General features: G+C 44.4%; 18 protein-coding genes, 2 pseudogenes and 1 riboswitch. Of the genes and pseudogenes, 14 read left to right on the forward strand and 6 right to left on the reverse strand.

Translation table 11 applies throughout. The features are described from left to right. Positions 1 to 8 precede the first annotated feature (8 nt). Both ACWJJS_RS07885 and ACWJJS_RS07890 read left to right on the forward strand, forming a co-directional pair. Positions 9 to 545 carry a 1,2-dihydroxy-3-keto-5-methylthiopentene dioxygenase gene (locus ACWJJS_RS07885; RefSeq protein ID WP_069473373.1) on the forward strand — a complete coding sequence of 179 codons (537 nt, stop codon included), beginning with the start codon at positions 9 to 11 and terminating at the stop codon, positions 543 to 545. Positions 546 to 825: 280 nt separating this feature from the next. After that, positions 826 to 1086: an aspartyl-phosphate phosphatase Spo0E family protein gene (locus tag ACWJJS_RS07890; protein ID WP_003154690.1), complete on the forward strand. Its 261-nt coding sequence runs from the start codon at positions 826 to 828 to the stop codon at positions 1084 to 1086. Between the two features lie 210 nt (positions 1087 to 1296). On the opposite strand, the gene ACWJJS_RS07895 is transcribed toward ACWJJS_RS07890, so the two are convergent. Beyond that, a complete protein-coding gene (locus ACWJJS_RS07895) occupies positions 1297 to 2814 on the reverse strand; it encodes an ATP-binding protein (RefSeq protein ID WP_050556563.1) in 1518 nt (505 codons plus the stop codon). Between the two features lie 198 nt (positions 2815 to 3012). On the opposite strand from ACWJJS_RS07895, the gene ACWJJS_RS07900 reads away from it, so the two are divergent. Next, complete coding sequence (locus ACWJJS_RS07900; RefSeq protein ID WP_077722130.1) at positions 3013 to 3459, forward strand: MarR family winged helix-turn-helix transcriptional regulator; 447 nt, start codon at positions 3013 to 3015, stop codon at positions 3457 to 3459. A gap of 36 nt (positions 3460 to 3495) precedes the next feature. On the opposite strand, the gene motB is transcribed toward ACWJJS_RS07900, so the two are convergent. The 3 genes from motB to clpE form a co-directional block, all read right to left on the reverse strand. Further along, complete coding sequence (gene motB / locus ACWJJS_RS07905) at positions 3496 to 4281, reverse strand: flagellar motor protein MotB (protein WP_069473375.1); 786 nt, start codon at positions 4279 to 4281, stop codon at positions 3496 to 3498. Further along, a complete protein-coding gene (gene motA / locus ACWJJS_RS07910) occupies positions 4253 to 5068 on the reverse strand; it encodes a flagellar motor stator protein MotA (RefSeq protein ID WP_003154684.1) in 816 nt (271 codons plus the stop codon). The genes motB and motA overlap by 29 nt, the downstream gene beginning before the upstream one ends. Positions 5069 to 5236: 168 nt before the next feature. Then, on the reverse strand, positions 5237 to 7333 hold the full coding sequence (clpE, locus tag ACWJJS_RS07915) for an ATP-dependent protease ATP-binding subunit ClpE (protein ID WP_070081723.1): 2097 nt from the start codon (positions 7331 to 7333) through the stop codon (positions 5237 to 5239). 401 nt (positions 7334 to 7734) lie between these two features. Between clpE and ACWJJS_RS07920 the strand changes: the two genes are divergently transcribed. From ACWJJS_RS07920 to queF, 6 genes are all read left to right on the forward strand, one after another. After that, positions 7735 to 8772: a YkvI family membrane protein gene (locus ACWJJS_RS07920; protein WP_326360039.1), complete on the forward strand. Its 1038-nt coding sequence runs from the start codon at positions 7735 to 7737 to the stop codon at positions 8770 to 8772. A gap of 97 nt (positions 8773 to 8869) precedes the next feature. After that, on the forward strand, positions 8870 to 9991 hold the full coding sequence (locus ACWJJS_RS07925) for a hypothetical protein (RefSeq protein ID WP_257988936.1): 1122 nt from the start codon (positions 8870 to 8872) through the stop codon (positions 9989 to 9991). A 109-nt stretch (positions 9992 to 10100) separates the two neighbouring features. Further along, positions 10101 to 10145: riboswitch (PreQ1 riboswitch) on the forward strand. Positions 10146 to 10241: 96 nt separating this feature from the next. Further along, positions 10242 to 10901, forward strand: coding sequence for a 7-cyano-7-deazaguanine synthase QueC (queC, locus tag ACWJJS_RS07930; protein WP_003154679.1), 660 nt, complete (start codon positions 10242 to 10244; stop codon positions 10899 to 10901). Further along, entirely contained in the window at positions 10902 to 11342 is a 441-nt protein-coding gene (gene queD, locus ACWJJS_RS07935) for a 6-carboxytetrahydropterin synthase QueD (RefSeq protein WP_025650398.1), read from the forward strand. It abuts the gene before it with no gap. Then, positions 11335 to 12066 (forward strand): 7-carboxy-7-deazaguanine synthase QueE, encoded by a 732-nt coding sequence (gene queE / locus ACWJJS_RS07940; protein WP_003154676.1) that lies wholly within the window; start codon positions 11335 to 11337, stop codon positions 12064 to 12066. Before queD ends, queE begins: the two co-directional genes overlap by 8 nt. Positions 12067 to 12083: 17 nt before the next feature. Beyond that, entirely contained in the window at positions 12084 to 12578 is a 495-nt protein-coding gene (gene queF / locus ACWJJS_RS07945) for a preQ(1) synthase (protein ID WP_003154673.1), read from the forward strand. 221 nt (positions 12579 to 12799) lie between these two features. Here queF and ACWJJS_RS07950 read toward each other — a convergent pair. Further along, a pseudogene (locus tag ACWJJS_RS07950) lies at positions 12800 to 13008 on the reverse strand (helix-turn-helix domain-containing protein). A 286-nt stretch (positions 13009 to 13294) separates the two neighbouring features. Here ACWJJS_RS07950 and ACWJJS_RS07955 point away from each other — a divergent pair. From ACWJJS_RS07955 to ACWJJS_RS07965, 3 genes and pseudogenes are all read left to right on the forward strand, one after another. After that, a complete protein-coding gene (locus ACWJJS_RS07955) occupies positions 13295 to 13774 on the forward strand; it encodes a GNAT family N-acetyltransferase (RefSeq protein ID WP_454023471.1) in 480 nt (159 codons plus the stop codon). A 142-nt stretch (positions 13775 to 13916) separates the two neighbouring features. Continuing rightward, positions 13917 to 14012 (forward strand): annotated as a pseudogene (locus tag ACWJJS_RS07960) (hypothetical protein); the annotation flags it as partial. 313 nt (positions 14013 to 14325) lie between these two features. Then, on the forward strand, positions 14326 to 14601 hold the full coding sequence (locus ACWJJS_RS07965) for a DUF3219 family protein (protein ID WP_014304904.1): 276 nt from the start codon (positions 14326 to 14328) through the stop codon (positions 14599 to 14601). Positions 14602 to 14673: 72 nt separating this feature from the next. Here ACWJJS_RS07965 and ACWJJS_RS07970 read toward each other — a convergent pair whose 3' ends face one another. After that, entirely contained in the window at positions 14674 to 14859 is a 186-nt protein-coding gene (locus ACWJJS_RS07970; protein ID WP_003154669.1) for a YkvS family protein, read from the reverse strand. Positions 14860 to 15022: 163 nt separating this feature from the next. Between ACWJJS_RS07970 and ACWJJS_RS07975 the strand changes: the two genes are divergently transcribed. Beyond that, the gene (locus tag ACWJJS_RS07975; RefSeq protein ID WP_014304905.1) at positions 15023 to 15217 is read left to right on the forward strand and encodes a hypothetical protein; all 195 of its coding nucleotides are present in this window, start codon (positions 15023 to 15025) and stop codon (positions 15215 to 15217) included. A 273-nt stretch (positions 15218 to 15490) separates the two neighbouring features. Then, the gene (locus tag ACWJJS_RS07980) at positions 15491 to 16114 is read left to right on the forward strand and encodes a cell wall hydrolase (protein ID WP_070081729.1); all 624 of its coding nucleotides are present in this window, start codon (positions 15491 to 15493) and stop codon (positions 16112 to 16114) included. The last annotated feature ends 50 nt before the right edge of the window (positions 16115 to 16164 follow it).

Genomic DNA, 16164 nt, shown 5'->3' on the forward strand with positions numbered 1-16164 from the left:
AATAGAAAATGGCGACCATCAGAATTCATGACGAAAAGAATACGCTCATTGAAAAACAGGAAGAAGTAGCGCGCTTCTTAGACGAACAAGAGGTGATCTATGAGCAGTGGAACATTGAAAAACTTCCGTCTGAGCTTTCGGAGAAATACAATCTGACAGAAGATGAAAAAGAAAGGATTCTCGCAGTGTTTGACAAGGAGATTCAGGATATTTCAGCCCGGCGCGGATATCAGTCTCAGGATGTCATTTCTTTATCAGATACCACGCCGAATCTTGATGAATTATTAAAAAATTTCCAAAGAGAACATCACCACACGGATGATGAAGTCCGCTTTATCGTCAGCGGACACGGCATCTTCGTCATTCAAGGCAAAGACGGCACATTTTTCGACGTCCGTTTAAATCCGGGAGATTTGATTTCAGTTCCGGAGAACATCCGCCACTACTTTACGCTTCAGGAAGACCGCCGGGTCGTCGCAATCCGAATTTTCGTGACGACAGAGGGCTGGGTGCCGATTTACGAAAATGAAAGTGTGCAAAACTGATAGACGCCCGAACCTCTCATGCCCCCGCCGGCATGAGAGGTTTTTTATTGTAATATAAAGTCAGCTGTGGCTGTTTTTTAAATCTTGAATATGCCGCATTCTGTTTATATCATTACCTGAATGGGTATTATTCTCGTATTCATGCTAAAGATTCCAATATGAAATGAAAAAATAAGTTATTTAGTAAAAAAATGTTTACAAATAAAGTATAATCTGTAATAATGCTCAATAACCCAATCAAACTTGTTTCCTATTCTTTTAGCGGTGAGGGGTGAAGTGAATGGGCAGTTATTCTGAACAAGAAAAATTGCTTGTATCTATTGATAAAAAAAGAAAAATGATGATAGATGCGGCTAACAGGCAAGGGTTTACAGGATATGACACGATCAGGCACAGCCAGGAACTGGACTGTCTGATGAACGCGTATCAGCAGCTGGTAAACCGTGATCGTACACATCACCAAGGAATACAGGGCCTTGTGAAGAAAATAGGCTTGTTCTCCCGCGGTGACGTCATGCCTGCATATGAAGCAAACAAATGATTGATGATAAAACAGATAACGAAGACTGAATGCGCTTCCTGATCAAGCGCCGCATCCGAAAGATGACCGCGTACAGTCAGCAGATTTTTCCGCTGGCACGGCTCACGAAGCGCCTCGTACTATCTGCCGGCTATGATGCCGTTCCTCTGGTATATCCTCTTACACATATTCTTCTTTAAATAAAAAACACCCCGATCCAGGGTGTTTTTTTCATCGTGAAGCGGCAGGGAGGGTAATGGTGACCTCTGTCCCCTTATCGACTTCGCTTTGAATGTCAATCGAACCGCCGTACATCAGCATGATTCGTTTACATACGACAAGGCCGAGGCCGGTGCCTTTTTCCTTTGACGTTACAAACGGAAGAAAAATGTGTTCAAGCATATCTTCAGAAATGCCCATTCCGTTGTCGGCCACCTTAATGACTGCTTTATGGTCGCGGGCTTCTAAATAGATGGACAGCCGGCCGCCTTCCTGCATGGATTCCAGTGCGTTTTTTGCGACATTTAAAATCACCTGTTTAATATGGTCTTTCGTACAGTTGACCTTGAGCGGCCGATTGACGAGAATCTCCACATTCACTTCCACATTATACAGATTCCCTTCAGAATAAATAATCGGCATAATCTCATCAAGAATATCCTGCAGCGAGTTCACTTCCAACCGTTCAGCAGTAGGTTTACCGAGCACTAAAAACTCACTGACAATCTGATTGATCCGTTTAATCTCCTGCTCAATAATTGAGAAATACAGCTGATCTTCCTCCGATTTGTATTTTTTCTGCAAAAGCTGAATGAAGCCGCTGATCCCTGTAAGCGGGTTGCGGATTTCATGGGCGGTGCTGGCGGCAAGCGTTCCGATCAGCTCCAATTTCTGCGCTTCATTTTGAGCGCGCTCCAGCTGGGTCTTGCGCTTAAGCAGATAATATTGAACGAGGATGAACAGAATATTCAGCAGCACGGCAATACTGGACATCGGCAGCAGCACGCTTTTGGTCAGCTCGTTCAGCTCAACCGGTTTCGGATAAACATTGATATTCCAATTAATATCATCCAGATAGCCGCTGACCGGTTGCACCCCTTCTGATTGATCAGCCCGTCCGCTGGCAAATATCACTTTATTCTGATTGGTTGCCTTGACATAAACGTCAGGGCTCAGCATATTGATCATATTTCTCAAATAATCGACTTGAATGGCGGCTACTAAATAATCCGTGACTTCCCGTTTTGCGTCTAACACCGGCACGCAGATCGTGAAGATGCGCTGGCCTGTAATTCTGCTGGAGTAGTCATTTGTGATAACCGTTTTTTTCGTCTTTTTCGCCTTCGTAAAATACGGTCTGTCGGCCAAATTCACCTTTGATTTCAGATCAGTCGTGCTTGCGATGACATCACCTTTGGAATTCAGCATATACAGACCGCTGAATCTGGGTTCATCCTCAAAAGCCTGATCGAGAATATCAATGATCTTTTCTTCATTGACAGGCTTATCGACAGCGATCGCAAGTGTTGTCATCCGGGCTTTTGTTTCACCGATTAAATAATTGAGCTTATTGCGGTGAAGGTTGAGCATCATACTGGCTTCCTGTATGTGTTTATCGGCTATTTTCTGCTTTTCTTTTTCATAAATGAAAAAGCTGATAATAAGTGCCGGGATGATCACCAATATGAGATAAAGTTTGATCTTTCCCCGGGCACCTTTAAATGTATTCACTCTGCATCGCTCCAACATTACACTTGAATAGAGGTATTATATCATTTTTATACTTCTTTAATAAGAAAAAATAACCAAAATGATAGAAAAACAAATTATTTTATTAAGGCCAGACAAAAAGAAGAGAAATTTTGGAAACATTTTTGTTGACATTTTTCATTTTGTTTATTAATGTTTCTCTGTAACGGTTTCTTTTGTAAAAGGATGATTGAATGTATGACGGATAAAACAGAAAACTCATTGAAATTATTTATTGTACTGTCACGTGCGTACCGATCTATTAACGACCATATGAATAAACATATTCATAAGCACGGTCTGAACCCGACGGAATTTGCGGTGCTTGAGCTGCTGTACCACAAAGGCAACCAGCCGCTTCAGCAGATCGGCGACAAAATTTTATTAGCGAGCGGAAGTATTACATACGTTGTTGACAAATTAGAGAAAAAAGAACTTCTCATCAGAAAAGCCTCGCCGACTGACAGAAGAGTGACTTTCGCACAAATTTCCGAAAAGGGAATCCGTCTTTTGGACGATATTTTCCCTAATCATGCTGAAGAAATTAAAGAAATGATCAGTGTGCTGAGTGATGAAGAGATAGAAATGTGTACGGAAATGCTGAAAAGAGTGGGGTTAAACGCTAAACATTTTCATCAGAAATAAAAAAAGGAAGCCGTTTGAAAGGCTTCCTTTTTTATATTACTGATTTTGGTCAGTCGCGGCGTTTCTAGGCTGTATCAATACCTCGACGCGCCTGTTTTTGCTGCGCCCTTCAGCGGTTTTGTTCGACACGGCCGGTTTATACTCTCCGAAACCTTTGGCGCTGAATACTTTTGCGTCAAGTTTCGGGTTTTCCGTGAGAATAGCCATGAAGTTGACGGCCCGCATGACGCTTAAATGCCAGTTAGATTGATATTGTGAGTTTTTAATCGGCACATTGTCCGTATGTCCGCTGATGATAATGTTCCTCGGCGGATTCAGCACAAGGAGATTCGAGATTTCCTTGGCAAGCGGAATATCTTCCTGACGGATATCCGCCCGTCCGGAATCAAAAAAGATACTGTCTTTAATGGTAATTAAGAGCCCTTCTTTAGTCATCTTTGTTTCCAGCTGAGTTTCAAGCTTTTTGTTTTTTATAAATTGATTGACTTGCTTTTGCACGCCTTCAAGTTCTTCGCGGTCGGCTGCTTCTCTTTCTTTCTTTTTCTGTTCTTTATCTTTTTCCTTGTCTTTTTTTAACTGATCAATGCCGTCTTTTTCGTTTTCAGGAGGGGTGACGCTTGAATATTCAAGAACACCCGTGCCTCCGGTAAACACGGCGTTAAATGATTTAGACAGCATTTGGAATTTCGCCGCATCGACCGAGCTCATGGCGAACAATACAATGAACAGAGCCAAAAGAAGGGTGAGCAAATCCGCATACGGGATCAGCCAAGACTCATCCACATGCTCGTCATCATGCTTCTTCTTCTTTTTTCTCGCCATTGTTTGCCTCTCCTTCTTGTTCAGCGACTTTTGCGCGTTCATTCGCAGGAAGATACATGAGAAGTTTTTGTTCGATCACTTTCGGGGCCTGTCCTTCAAGCACTGACAGAACGCCTTCGATCATGATTTCACGCAGTTTGACTTCCTGCTTTGATTTGCGTTTCAGTTTGTTGGCGAAGGGATGCCAAAGTACATACCCTGTGAAAATCCCGAGAAGGGTGGCGACAAACGCCGCACTGATGGCATGTCCGAGCGCCTCGGTATTGTTCATGTTGGAAAGAGCGGCGATAAGGCCGATGACCGCACCCAAAACGCCGAGTGTCGGCGCATATGTGCCGGCTTGTGTAAAGATGGCTGCGCCGGCCTGGTGTCTGTCTTCCATCGCTTCAACTTCCTCAGTCATAATATCTCTGATAAATTCTGCGCTTTGTCCGTCAACCGCCATGCTCAGGCCGTTTTTCAAAAATGCGTCATCCACGTCTTCAATGCTTGCTTCTAATGCGAGCAGACCTTCACGTCTGGCGATTTGCGCCCATTGAGAGAACATAGGAATTAATTGCGCAATTGTCAGCTGTTTGTTTTCTTTAAACAGCACTTTAAAAAGGGCAGGCACTTTTTTGATTTCTTTTCCGGGGAATGCGATGATCACCGCAGAAATCGTACCGAACAAAATAATCAGAATAGCTGCCGGGTTAGCGAGTGCGCTTAAGCTGACCCCTTTCAGCACCATGCCCACGCTTAAAGCAATCACGGCGAGGATGATACCGATAATCGATGTTTTATCCATAGTTTTCACCAAATCCTTTATACTAGCTTTCTATGGTTAATATCGGTGGCAGTGCATGGAACTTTAGGGTGATTGAGAAATTGTTCCCGAATTCTTCACAGTTTCTCTCTTCCGGCATGGAGAAATAACAAAAAAGCGGCTCCCCGCGAGGAGGGAACCGCTTTTTTGTTATTGTGCCCGGACTTTGATGCCGTCCTCTTCCATTACGACATGGAAGGCTTTGATTTCGTTGTCATCCAATAGAAGATCTGTCATTTCGTCCTCGATCAATTCTTGGATGGTTCTTCTGAGCGGGCGTGCTCCGAAAGCGGGGTGGTAGCCGATTTCAGCGATTTTTTCTTTCGCATCATCGGTGACGCTCAGGCTGATGCCGCGCTCTTTTAATGTGTCTTCAAGCTCTGTGAGAAGCAGGCTGACGATTTTCACGAGATGTTCTTTTTTTAGGGATTGGAATTCAATAATGCTGTCAAACCGGTTTAAAAACTCCGGTTTGAAGAACGCGCTCAGTGAATCAATCAGCGTTTGTTCTTCCATGACGCTCTCTTCAGATTGGAATCCGACTTTCACCTGTTTTTCGCCGGTTCCAGCGTTGCTAGTCATAATCAAAACGGTATCTTTGAAGCTGACCGTTCTGCCCTGGCTGTCTGTCAGACGTCCGTCCTCCATAATCTGCAGAAACATATGCTGGACATCAGGGTGGGCTTTTTCAATCTCATCGAGCAGCACGATGCTGTACGGATTGCGGCGCACTTTTTCCGTTAATTGACCGGCTTCATCGTGTCCGACATATCCCGGCGGTGAACCGATAATTTTTGATACGGCGTGTTTTTCCATGTATTCACTCATATCGAGACGGATAATGGAATCTTTTGTACCGAACAGTTCATCTGCGAGTGTCTTTGATAACTCGGTTTTTCCGACTCCGGTCGGTCCGACAAAGAGGAAGGAGCCGACAGGTCTGTTTTTGGATTTTAAGCCGGCGCGGCTTCGTCTGACCGCTTTCGCCACTTTTTTCACGGCTTTTTCCTGACCGATGACACGCTGATGAAGATGCTCTTCAAGTTCCTTCATTTTGACTTGTTCATCAGCCTGGAGTTTTCCGACCGGAATGCCTGTTTTCTGTTCAATGATGGCTTGAATATGCTCCGCCCCGATTTCAGGTGAAGAGGTCGGTGTTTCATGCGCCAGCTGCTTTTCCAATGCCGCTTCTTCATCACGCAGTTTCGCGGCAAGCTCATAATTTTCTTCATGAAGCGCTTTTGTTTTCTCCGCGTCAATTGCTTTGAGTCTCTCAGCCGCATCTTCTTCATTTACGGTATCAAGCTCCAGGTTCGCCTTAGAGCCGGCTTCATCTAATAAGTCGATCGCCTTATCCGGCAGGTGGCGGTCCTGAATGTAACGGGATGAAAGCGTAACACAGGCGTTTATCGCTTCATTGCTGAATGTGACGCCGTGATATTTCTCGTATTTATCTTTAATGCCTTCCAGAATGCTGATGGCTTGTTCTATTGTAGGCTCGTGAACCATGACAGGCTGGAAGCGTCTTTCAAGCGCCGCATCTTTTTCAATCTGGCGGTACTCTTTCAGCGTTGTCGCCCCGATGACCTGCAGCTCGCCTCTGGCAAGCGCCGGTTTCAGGATGTTCCCGGCATCCATTGATCCCTCGGCAGAGCCGGCGCCTACGAGAAGGTGAATCTCATCAATGAACAAGATGACATTTTTCCGTTCTTTTAATTCGTTCATTAATTGTTTCATTCTTTCTTCAAACTGGCCTCTGATCCCTGTATTGGCGACGAGAGAAGCGACGTCAAGCAGGTAAAGCTCTTTGTTTTTCAATTTGTTCGGCACATCGCCTTCAGCGATTTTAAGCGCGAGGCCTTCTGCAATAGCCGTTTTACCGACGCCCGGTTCACCGATCAGCACCGGATTGTTTTTATTCCGGCGGTTCAAAATTTCAATTACGCGCGCCACTTCATTATCGCGGCCGATCACAGGGTCAATCAGACCTGCTTTTGCGCCGTTTGTGACGTTTTGAGCGAGCTCGTCGAGCAGGCCTTTTTCAGGGCCGGCCTGCTGTTTATTTTGATTGGGAGCGAAACCTTGCTCAAACGGGAATCCGAATGATTGCGGCCCCATGCTCATAGACGGTTTTCGGGTTAATTCTGTATAACATGTTTCACATAAAACGAATTGTTTTTGAATGGAATTGACTTGCATGTTCAGGCGAATCGTCGCCTCGTTTTTCTGACAATGTTGACAACGCATTTGCCAAAACCTCCTCGAAAAATGTTTGATCATCTTTGACCAAATGGGTTAGAAAATAAGGCCGAAACTTTGACCTTCTTTGATTATTAGTATACTCTGACCTTCTTTGACTTTCAAGTATTTTGTTTCAAACCCCGAAAAATAAATGTTTACAGCATGATAAGTGATATTCGTGAGGTTTGATTATTTTTGACCAATATAGTCGGAAAGGAAATGAAATGCTTTGACCTTTCTTGATGAAGAGTATACGCCGGCCCTTTTTTTCTTTCAATATTTTTGCTTAGAGGAGAGAGCTGAATCTGTTTTTTCCGGGGAAGGACGATTTGTTCGTCTTTTCGGGAGACTTGTCTCATAAGCATATATAAAGGCCTGGACAAATCTGCGCTTAGCCGGAGGGTGAAATGGGACAAACAAAAGGTTCTGCAAGTCAGCTTGCATTTGTATACGTAGGCACGGTTGTAGGAGCCGGTTTTGCCACGGGACGGGAAATCGTTGAGTTTTTTCTGAAGTTCGGCTGGATCGGTCTGTTCGGTATCGTGGTAAGCGGTCTGATGTTTACATATTTAGGCGCCAAAATCATGATTATTTCCAAACGGATTCATGCAGCATCTTATCAGGAATTGAACACATATTTATTCGGCCAGTCCATCGGCCGCGCCGTGAACATGTTTATGATGTTTATATTGCTGGGAGTGACCTCTGTCATGCTGTCCGGAGCTGGAGCGCTATTTCATGAACAGCTTGGCTGGCCCGCACAAGCGGGGATCCTTCTGACGATCGTACTGAGCCTTGCCGTCATGACAAGCGGTGTTAAAGGTGTGTTCGGCGTCAATATATTGGTGGTGCCGCTTTTAATTTCTTTCTCTTTTATCGTGACAGCTGATTCATTTGTATTTACAAGCACGAGAAACGCGGACGAATGGGTATGGCCTGACAAGTGGAACTGGCTTTTGTCCGCCGTCTCTTACGGCGCGTTAAATTTATCGCTCGCCCAAGCCGTCCTTGTGCCGCTTGCGAACGAAATGTCTTCAGAGAAGGTGATCAGAAGGGGAGCTTATATAGGCGGCGTTCTGTTGACACTGGTGCTTGCCGCGAGCTTTTTATCATTATCGGTGCTGCCGGATGTGCTGGAGTTTGACATTCCGATGGCTCAAGTTGTCTATTCGTATTCGCGTTCGCTTCATATCATTTATTTGTTTATTATTTTCGGGGAAGTGTTTACGTCGGTTATCGGCAATTTATACGGATTGGAAAAACAATTAAACAGTTTTCTTCATATAAAAAGTACATATATTTACGGCGGCATTTTGGCGTTTGCTTTCATTATCAGCCAAATCGGTTACGGGCAGCTGATTTCCACCGTTTATCCGGTGTTTGGGTATGTGAGTCTCGCTTTCATCGGCGCATTGATTTGCAAAAAAATCCCGAAAGAAAAATAAGGATATAAGGAAAATGTCTGTATTTTTTGGGAATTCCCCTTCTTTTTTCCTGCCATTTCTGTATAATGAATTGGGAAATGATGGGGAGGAGTAAGAGATGAAGGATCGACGTGTATTATTGGGATTTATTTTTATTTGTATCGGCATTGCGTTTTTTTTACAGAAGGCGGGAGTTATACATATATCCGCAGGTTCGGCGTGGCCGTTTCTTTTCATTATAATGTCCGCAGGATTTCACGCCGGATTTATTTTTGCGAAAAAAACGCCTGAACAGGCGGGACTGCTCGTTCCCGGCGGTATGTTTCTTGTGCTGGGCTGCCTGTTTTGTTTTGAGACCGCAACGGGATGGACGTATTCAGGCGTGACGTGGCCTGTTTATATATGGGCGCCTGCTCTCGGTCTGTTTGAGCTGTGGTATTTCGGCGGGAGAAAGATCGGCGTATTGATTCCTGCTTTCATCCTGACAGCCGCGGGAGCACTATGCTTTGCCGGTATGCTGATGACGGGGCTGTGGCCGCTTTTGATCATCGCAGCCGGGCTTTTGTTTCACGCCGCTGCCTTTATGCAGCCGAAAAAAAGATCGGGCCTTCTTATTCCGGGCGGCATTTTGCTTGTGACGGGCGGCTTGTTATGGTTTGAAACGCTGACGGATTGGACATACGCAAATGTGACATCGCCTGTCTACCTCTTTGCCGTTGCGTTCGGGCTGTTTGAAGCCTGGCTGTTCGGCAGAAGGCAAAGAGGGCTTTTGACTGCTGCTGCGGTTCTGTGCGCCGCGGGCATTTTCGGCATATTCACCAATGCAAATGAAGTCATCAGCGAACGCGGCTGGCCCGTTCTCATTCTGTTGCTGGGCGCCGCTTTTCACATTCCGATTTTCGGCCCGAAACCTGTCAAAAACGCGGGGCTTCTCGTACCGGGCGGCATCTTATTGATTACGGGGTTCTTGTTTGTCTTTGAAACGGCAACCAATTGGTTCTACTCCGATGTGACATGGCCTGTTTACCTGTTGGCAACGGCATTCGGTTTATTTGAGCTGTGGCTGTTCGGCGGGAAACAGAAGGCGCTGCTCATCCCGGTTGCGGTGCTGACCTTGACAGCACTTTGCTTTATGATGACGTATCAGCCGATCATTCCGGTTTCTGTTTTCTGGCCTGCTTTATTTGTTCTGATCGGGATTGCGCTGATGGTATTTCCGGGGAAAAAACGCGGGGCTTAAATCCGCTTTTGCAGCCTGACACAGGTTTCAGGCTGTTTTTTTATTGTCACGGGAAACAATATTATGGTATGATAGCAAAAGTGAAAAAAAGAAGAAAATCCGTATTGATGCGGGAGAGGTTCTAGCTACACCCTCTATAAAAAACTAAGGACGAGCTGTATCCTTGGATACGGTTTTTTTATGTTTTTTAGGGCGCCTTCTCCGAAAAAGGCGCTTTTTTTATGGAATGATAGATAAGGGAGAGAAAGACATGAAAAAAGAAAAAGCAGTTGTGGTGTTCAGCGGAGGCCAAGACAGCACGACTTGTTTATTATGGGCTTTGCAAAACTTTGAAGAAGTGGAAACTGTTACATTCCATTATAATCAGCGTCACCAAGAAGAAATCGATGTGGCAAAATCGATTGCCGAAAAGCTCGGTGTCAAAAACCACTTGCTTGATATGTCTCTTTTAAATCAGCTTGCGCCGAATGCGCTGACAAGAGATGATATCGAAATTGAAGCGAAGGACGGGGAATTGCCGACAACCTTTGTACCGGGACGCAACCTTGTATTTTTATCCTTTGCATCGATTCTTGCATATCAAATCGGTGCGCGCCACATTATCACCGGTGTTTGCGAGACTGATTTCAGCGGCTACCCGGACTGCCGTGACGAGTTTGTCAAATCCTGCAATGTCACCGTCAATTTGGCGATGGAAAAGCCGTTCGTCATTCATACGCCGCTTATGTGGCTGAACAAAGCAGAAACGTGGAAACTTGCGGATGAGCTCGGCGCGCTTGATTTTGTAAAGAATAACACACTGACTTGCTATAACGGCATCATTGCGGACGGATGCGGCGAATGCCCGGCATGTCTGCTCCGTAATAAAGGATATGATGAATATATGAAAATGAAAGGAGAGCGGAACTAATTGCTTTCTCAAATTTACCCGCAGGTTCAGCATCCTTATTCGTTTGAGTTGAATAAGGATATGCACATTTCAGCCGCGCACTTTATTCCCCGCGAAAGCGCAGGAGCGTGCAGCAGAGTCCACGGGCACACGTATACAGTAAATATTACAGTTGCGGGGGATGAACTGGACGATTCAGGCTTTCTCGTGAATTTCAGCGTGCTGAAGAAATTGGTGCACGGCGCTTATGACCATACATTGCTGAATGACCATGAGGAATTTTCTGAAGATGACAGATATTCACTGCCGACGACCGAGGTCGTGGCCAAAACGATTTATGATAAGGTGCAGTCCTACCTCGAAACACTGGAGAATCAGCCGGTCTGCGTGCAGGTTTTTGTCAGGGAAACCCCGACAAGCTATTGCGTATACCGCCCGAAAAAAGGTGATAGGAATGGCTAAAGGAATTCCGGTATTAGAAATTTTCGGACCGACGATACAAGGGGAGGGCATGGTTATCGGCCAGAAAACCATGTTCGTCCGCACGGCGGGCTGCGACTACTCCTGCAGCTGGTGCGACTCCGCTTTTACATGGGACGGCTCAGCCAAAAAAGATATCCGCTGGATGACAGCGGAAGACATTTACCGCGAGCTGAGAGAAATCGGCGGAGACGCCTTTTCTCATGTCACCATCTCAGGAGGAAACCCGGCGCTGTTAAAGCAGCTTGACGCGCTGATTCTGCTGCTGAAAGAGCACGGGGTGCGCGCCGCTTTAGAAACGCAGGGAACGGTCTATCAGGATTGGTTCACAATGATTAACGACCTGACGATTTCACCGAAGCCGCCAAGTTCGGGGATGACAACCGATTTTGCAAAGCTCGATCACATTGTGTCTTCGCTTGATGCGGCAGAAAGGCTTAACGCGGTCAGCTTAAAGGTCGTCATTTTTAATGATGAAGATCTGCAATTCGCGAAAACCGTGCACAAGCGGTATCCGAATATTCCGTTTTACCTTCAGGTCGGAAACGATAACGTCCATACGACGGACGACCGGGCATTGATCGCACATCTGCTCGGAAAATACGAAACACTTGTTGATAAGGTTTCTGCCGATTCGGATCTGAATCTCGTCAGAGTCCTGCCTCAGCTGCATACATTGCTTTGGGGCAATAAACGGGGAGTTTAATAGAAAGGGAGATTTATATGACAAGAAAAGAATCAGAATTAGAAGGAGTTACGCTCCTGGGGAATCAAGGGACAAACTATTTATTTGAATATGCGCCGGAGGTTTTGGAATCATTTCCGAATAAACACGTGAACCGTGATTATTTCGTTAAATTCAACTGCCCGGAATTTACGTCGCTTTGCCCGAAAACGGGACAGCCGGATTTTGCAACCATCTACATCAGCTATATTCCGGACGAAAAAATGGTGGAAAGCAAATCGCTGAAGCTGTATCTTTTCAGCTTCCGCAACCACGGAGATTTCCACGAGGACTGCATGAACATCATCATGAATGATTTGATCGAATTAATGGACCCCCGCTACATTGAAGTATGGGGCAAATTCACGCCAAGAGGCGGAATCTCCATTGACCCGTATACAAACTACGGCAGACCGGGAACAAAATATGAAAAAATGGCCGAACATCGGATGATGAATCATGATATGTATCCGGAGACGATTGACAACCGTTAATTTCAGACGGAGTACGGACTCGGAATATAACCTAAATACCCCCGGTTGCGGTCCGAAGTGTGAAACGGAGTGAGGTCACGGTAAAACCCGAAGATTTAGCGTCAGTTTTAGACGGAAATGTGAGCGAGTCACAGCGAAGTGTGACCCGACTGTGACCCGAAGAAGCCATAGTGTGACCACGATCCCTGTCTTTTAGGCGGGGATTTTTCAATACGTTCTATTTATTCAGCGTCCTCAATTTCGAATAGCTCATCGACTTCTACGTCGAGCGCTTTCGCAATCGAAAAAACGTGCCAGTCTTCGTGGCGACTATTCTTATCGAAGCGCGATATCGAACCTTGTGCACACCAGATGCTTCCGAAAGTCTTACCTGCGTCCACCCTTTCGCCTTCATAACGGCGTTTAGGCGCGGCGCTGCATTTAGTTTCATTTTGACCACCTCTGCGACCATTATAAGTCTCTTTAAAAGAGCAAGTATAGTCTATTCAGTTTATTTCTAAGATTGCTTACGCTCAGGTATAAAAATATATAAAATGCAATTCACCTAATGGGTGAAAACGAAAGCAATTGCAATAAGAGCAGTTGCTTTTTTTAGCCGGGCAGCATTCCTGTAATAAATAAAAATTTAATTTACGGAAGAAACATGGCTGTTAGCACAACAGAAAATTATAAAAAAGATATAATAGTTCTAAATAACATCAACTTGGAGGGAAAAAATGAAGTTAGAAATACGATTAGCAAGTGCAGAAGAATATCAGATTGTGCATAAAATTATGTTAGAGGCATTTGAAGAATATAGATTTTTTGAAGTTCCCTCTAGTGCATTAAATGAACCGTTAGATCATCTATTAAATGCAATGAAACAAGGATTAGAAAAAGCATTGTTGTGCTTTGTAGATGGGGAACCAGTTGCTTCTTCTAGAATCACATTAAAAGATACCTCGATATATTTTTCAAGATTATCCGTTACATCACACGCAAGAGGAAAAGGGATAGCGAAAGCAATATTATTATGGATTGAGAATTATGCTATTGAAAATAAAAAAAAGAAAATAGAATGCCGTGTTCGTGCATCATTACCAAAAAATATAAGCTTGTACGAAAGAATGGGTTACATAGTTTATAAAGAAGAAACGGTTACCAACCCTAATGTTTATGAAGTTAAAACAGTAGTAATGGAAAAACCTATACTTTAGAAACTAGGTGAACTTCTTGTAACAAATGAACTGCAAATTGGATAATTTGTGAAGTAATACACTTAACAATCGGGTGCATTTGCATATTATATATGTCTAATATGTATGACCCCTTATTTTAAATGTAGTCTTGATTACAGCAGGACGATGTGATAACTGCGACTATATGCTATTCAAAAGTTCGGTGAAGAATGGGAAGTTTCCTCGGGAGTGCCGGCGGTCTCGGAATATAACCTAAATACCCCCGGCTTTTAAGCGGGGGTATTTTTCGTCTCTGCCACGCAGCCAAAAAGGTGCATGATATTCGCACAGAACTTCTATAAGGGAAAGAGAGATCATTTGGAGAAAAGAAAAAGACGAGTAAACCCGGGGGGAGTGTACTCGCCGCTTCAATACGTGACGGGTGCTGGATGGCAGCTCGTCTGTTTCATTATAAAATAGGGAACGTATGTTTGTAAAGGCCTGCGCTGTTTTTTCTTATTCGGAGCGGATCAATTGTAAAGGAATGGCCAGCATGGTAGCATGTCCTGTAAAAAGAAGGAGTGTTCGTTATGGAGCCGTTAGAGTTAAACGGTGTAAGGCTGAAAATGTATGATTGTAAAGAAAGTGCGGGTAAAAACGGCCGTATGATTTCATTCGTATTGAAGGTGACCTCTGAAACGTATCATGATATTGCCGTCCTTTTGTACGAAAAAACATTTGACATCAAGGCGCCCGAGCGTGGGCTTGAATTCCGCGGTAAAATAACCAACTACTATACATCCGTCACAAATCTTTACAATAAAGATGAGACCGGTGATTTTTTTGTGGAAATGACCGAGATCTGAATTCATTTGAAAAAGCTGCCGGGCGGCAGCTTTTGTGCGGGATATGTAAATGGTTCGGATTGTTCGGGGGGTTTAATAGGAGTCTCTGATGATTTTATAATTCTTATGGTTGACGACAGTGAGGGAATCTAATTCAAGGTCACGATAATTATCCATGATGGTTACATCAACGATGACGGAGTTTTCATTTACTTTTTCAACAATACCGGTTAATCCGTTTTTAAATTCAATGACGTTTCCAACCTTAGCAATTTTCACGAGCTTCCTCTCCTTTATCATAAATCCTGTTTGAAAATATTTTGCAGTATTTTCTTTAAGAAGTAAAGCGATATGGGTATCAGCCCGCTCAATCATTGTCCCGGCGGGGGAAAGATGGTATATTGTTTTTCGGGAAAAAGCCGAGAAAAGGAGGCTGTATTCGTTGCTGCCTGAGGAAATTTCAGAACGTATCAACCAAATGCGCACCGGTGAAATCAAAGAATTCAGGGTGCAGAAAGAACATTTTCTTGCATTTCGAGCAGTTTTATCGAAGCAGGAAGATTTTAAGCATTTCCGCGGTATTGCCCAGCAGGGCGGAGATGTTATCTTCCAGTATTTAGAACAGCCAAGAAGCTGACGGCTCCTCGCCCTTGAGGAGTCTTTTTTTGGGTTCAGTTTCTCATTTCATCTGGCTGTAACAGATGTAAACAAAATGTAAAATCCCTCCGATGGATACTTTTACTGCTATTTGGTTAATGTTGTGAAAATGACGGCTGTTTTCCTGCCAATAACAAGGCTGTTAACAAAATTCTTCCATTATAAAAGCTGATTGGGAGCACTGGAAAATCTTTAAACGTGAATTTGCGCACAGCTCTTGTTAAGGTAGTGAAGTATTTAAGGAGGAAATCGTATGACGACAAAATTTGCTGCCTTGGCTGTCTTTTTTCTATGTTTTATGCCTGCATCAAAAATTGAACATACAGAAGCTCTGTTTACTTTTGCGAAGAAGCCAAAGCAAGAACCCAGCACCCTGGTTGCTGATTTAAATAAAAAAAGCCCGGTTCCGAAGCTTTCAAAAACGGATCATAAGCATTCTATCCAACCGATAAAGCTTTCATCTCACCAAGAGATGAAAGCAAAACCGGAAGAGACGGCTTATCAGCCGCCGAAAAAAACGTATTCCCGCGCTGACAGACAACTCCTGTCACGTCTCGTTCACGCAGAAGCGAAAGGTGAATCTTATAAAGGGAAGGTTGCCGTAGCCAGCGTAGTGCTGAACCGCACTGAAAAAAACGGTTTCCCGGATACCATTCGGGGCGTGATCTATCAAAGGAATGCATTTGAACCGGTAGCAAACGGAAGCATTAATCAAAAGCCGGATAAGGATTCCATCGCCGCTGCAAATGAGGCGCTTGACCATCCGGGCAGAGAAACGAACGCGTTGTTTTTCTACAATCCGAAAACGGCATCTGATCACTGGATCCGTTCCCGAAAAATTATCGAACGGATCGGCAGACACGTATTTGCGATGTAAGCATAGCGGGATCAAAAATATCCCCGCTATGCTTTTTTCAATTTTGAGAA

This window comes from Bacillus sp. JK106, assembly GCF_053663355.1.

What these genes read in the sequence shown, in the direction of transcription:
- ACWJJS_RS07900 (WP_077722130.1), top strand. Translation starts at nt 3,013, where the DNA reads ATGACGGATAAAACAGAAAACTCATTGAAATTATTTATTGTACTGTCA.
- ACWJJS_RS07895 (WP_050556563.1), bottom strand. Translation starts at nt 2,814, where the DNA reads ATGTTGGAGCGATGCAGAGTGAATACATTTAAAGGTGCCCGGGGAAAG.
- ACWJJS_RS07955 (WP_454023471.1), top strand. Translation starts at nt 13,295, where the DNA reads ATGAAGTTAGAAATACGATTAGCAAGTGCAGAAGAATATCAGATTGTG.
- queC (WP_003154679.1), top strand. Translation starts at nt 10,242, where the DNA reads ATGAAAAAAGAAAAAGCAGTTGTGGTGTTCAGCGGAGGCCAAGACAGC.
- ACWJJS_RS07885 (WP_069473373.1), top strand. Translation starts at nt 9, where the DNA reads ATGGCGACCATCAGAATTCATGACGAAAAGAATACGCTCATTGAAAAA.
- ACWJJS_RS07920 (WP_326360039.1), top strand. Translation starts at nt 7,735, where the DNA reads ATGGGACAAACAAAAGGTTCTGCAAGTCAGCTTGCATTTGTATACGTA.
- queE (WP_003154676.1), top strand. Translation starts at nt 11,335, where the DNA reads ATGGCTAAAGGAATTCCGGTATTAGAAATTTTCGGACCGACGATACAA.
- ACWJJS_RS07980 (WP_070081729.1), top strand. Translation starts at nt 15,491, where the DNA reads ATGACGACAAAATTTGCTGCCTTGGCTGTCTTTTTTCTATGTTTTATG.
- queF (WP_003154673.1), top strand. Translation starts at nt 12,084, where the DNA reads ATGACAAGAAAAGAATCAGAATTAGAAGGAGTTACGCTCCTGGGGAAT.
- ACWJJS_RS07890 (WP_003154690.1), top strand. Translation starts at nt 826, where the DNA reads ATGGGCAGTTATTCTGAACAAGAAAAATTGCTTGTATCTATTGATAAA.
- motA (WP_003154684.1), bottom strand. Translation starts at nt 5,068, where the DNA reads ATGGATAAAACATCGATTATCGGTATCATCCTCGCCGTGATTGCTTTA.
- motB (WP_069473375.1), bottom strand. Translation starts at nt 4,281, where the DNA reads ATGGCGAGAAAAAAGAAGAAGAAGCATGATGACGAGCATGTGGATGAG.
- clpE (WP_070081723.1), bottom strand. Translation starts at nt 7,333, where the DNA reads ATGCGTTGTCAACATTGTCAGAAAAACGAGGCGACGATTCGCCTGAAC.
- ACWJJS_RS07965 (WP_014304904.1), top strand. Translation starts at nt 14,326, where the DNA reads ATGGAGCCGTTAGAGTTAAACGGTGTAAGGCTGAAAATGTATGATTGT.
- ACWJJS_RS07925 (WP_257988936.1), top strand. Translation starts at nt 8,870, where the DNA reads ATGAAGGATCGACGTGTATTATTGGGATTTATTTTTATTTGTATCGGC.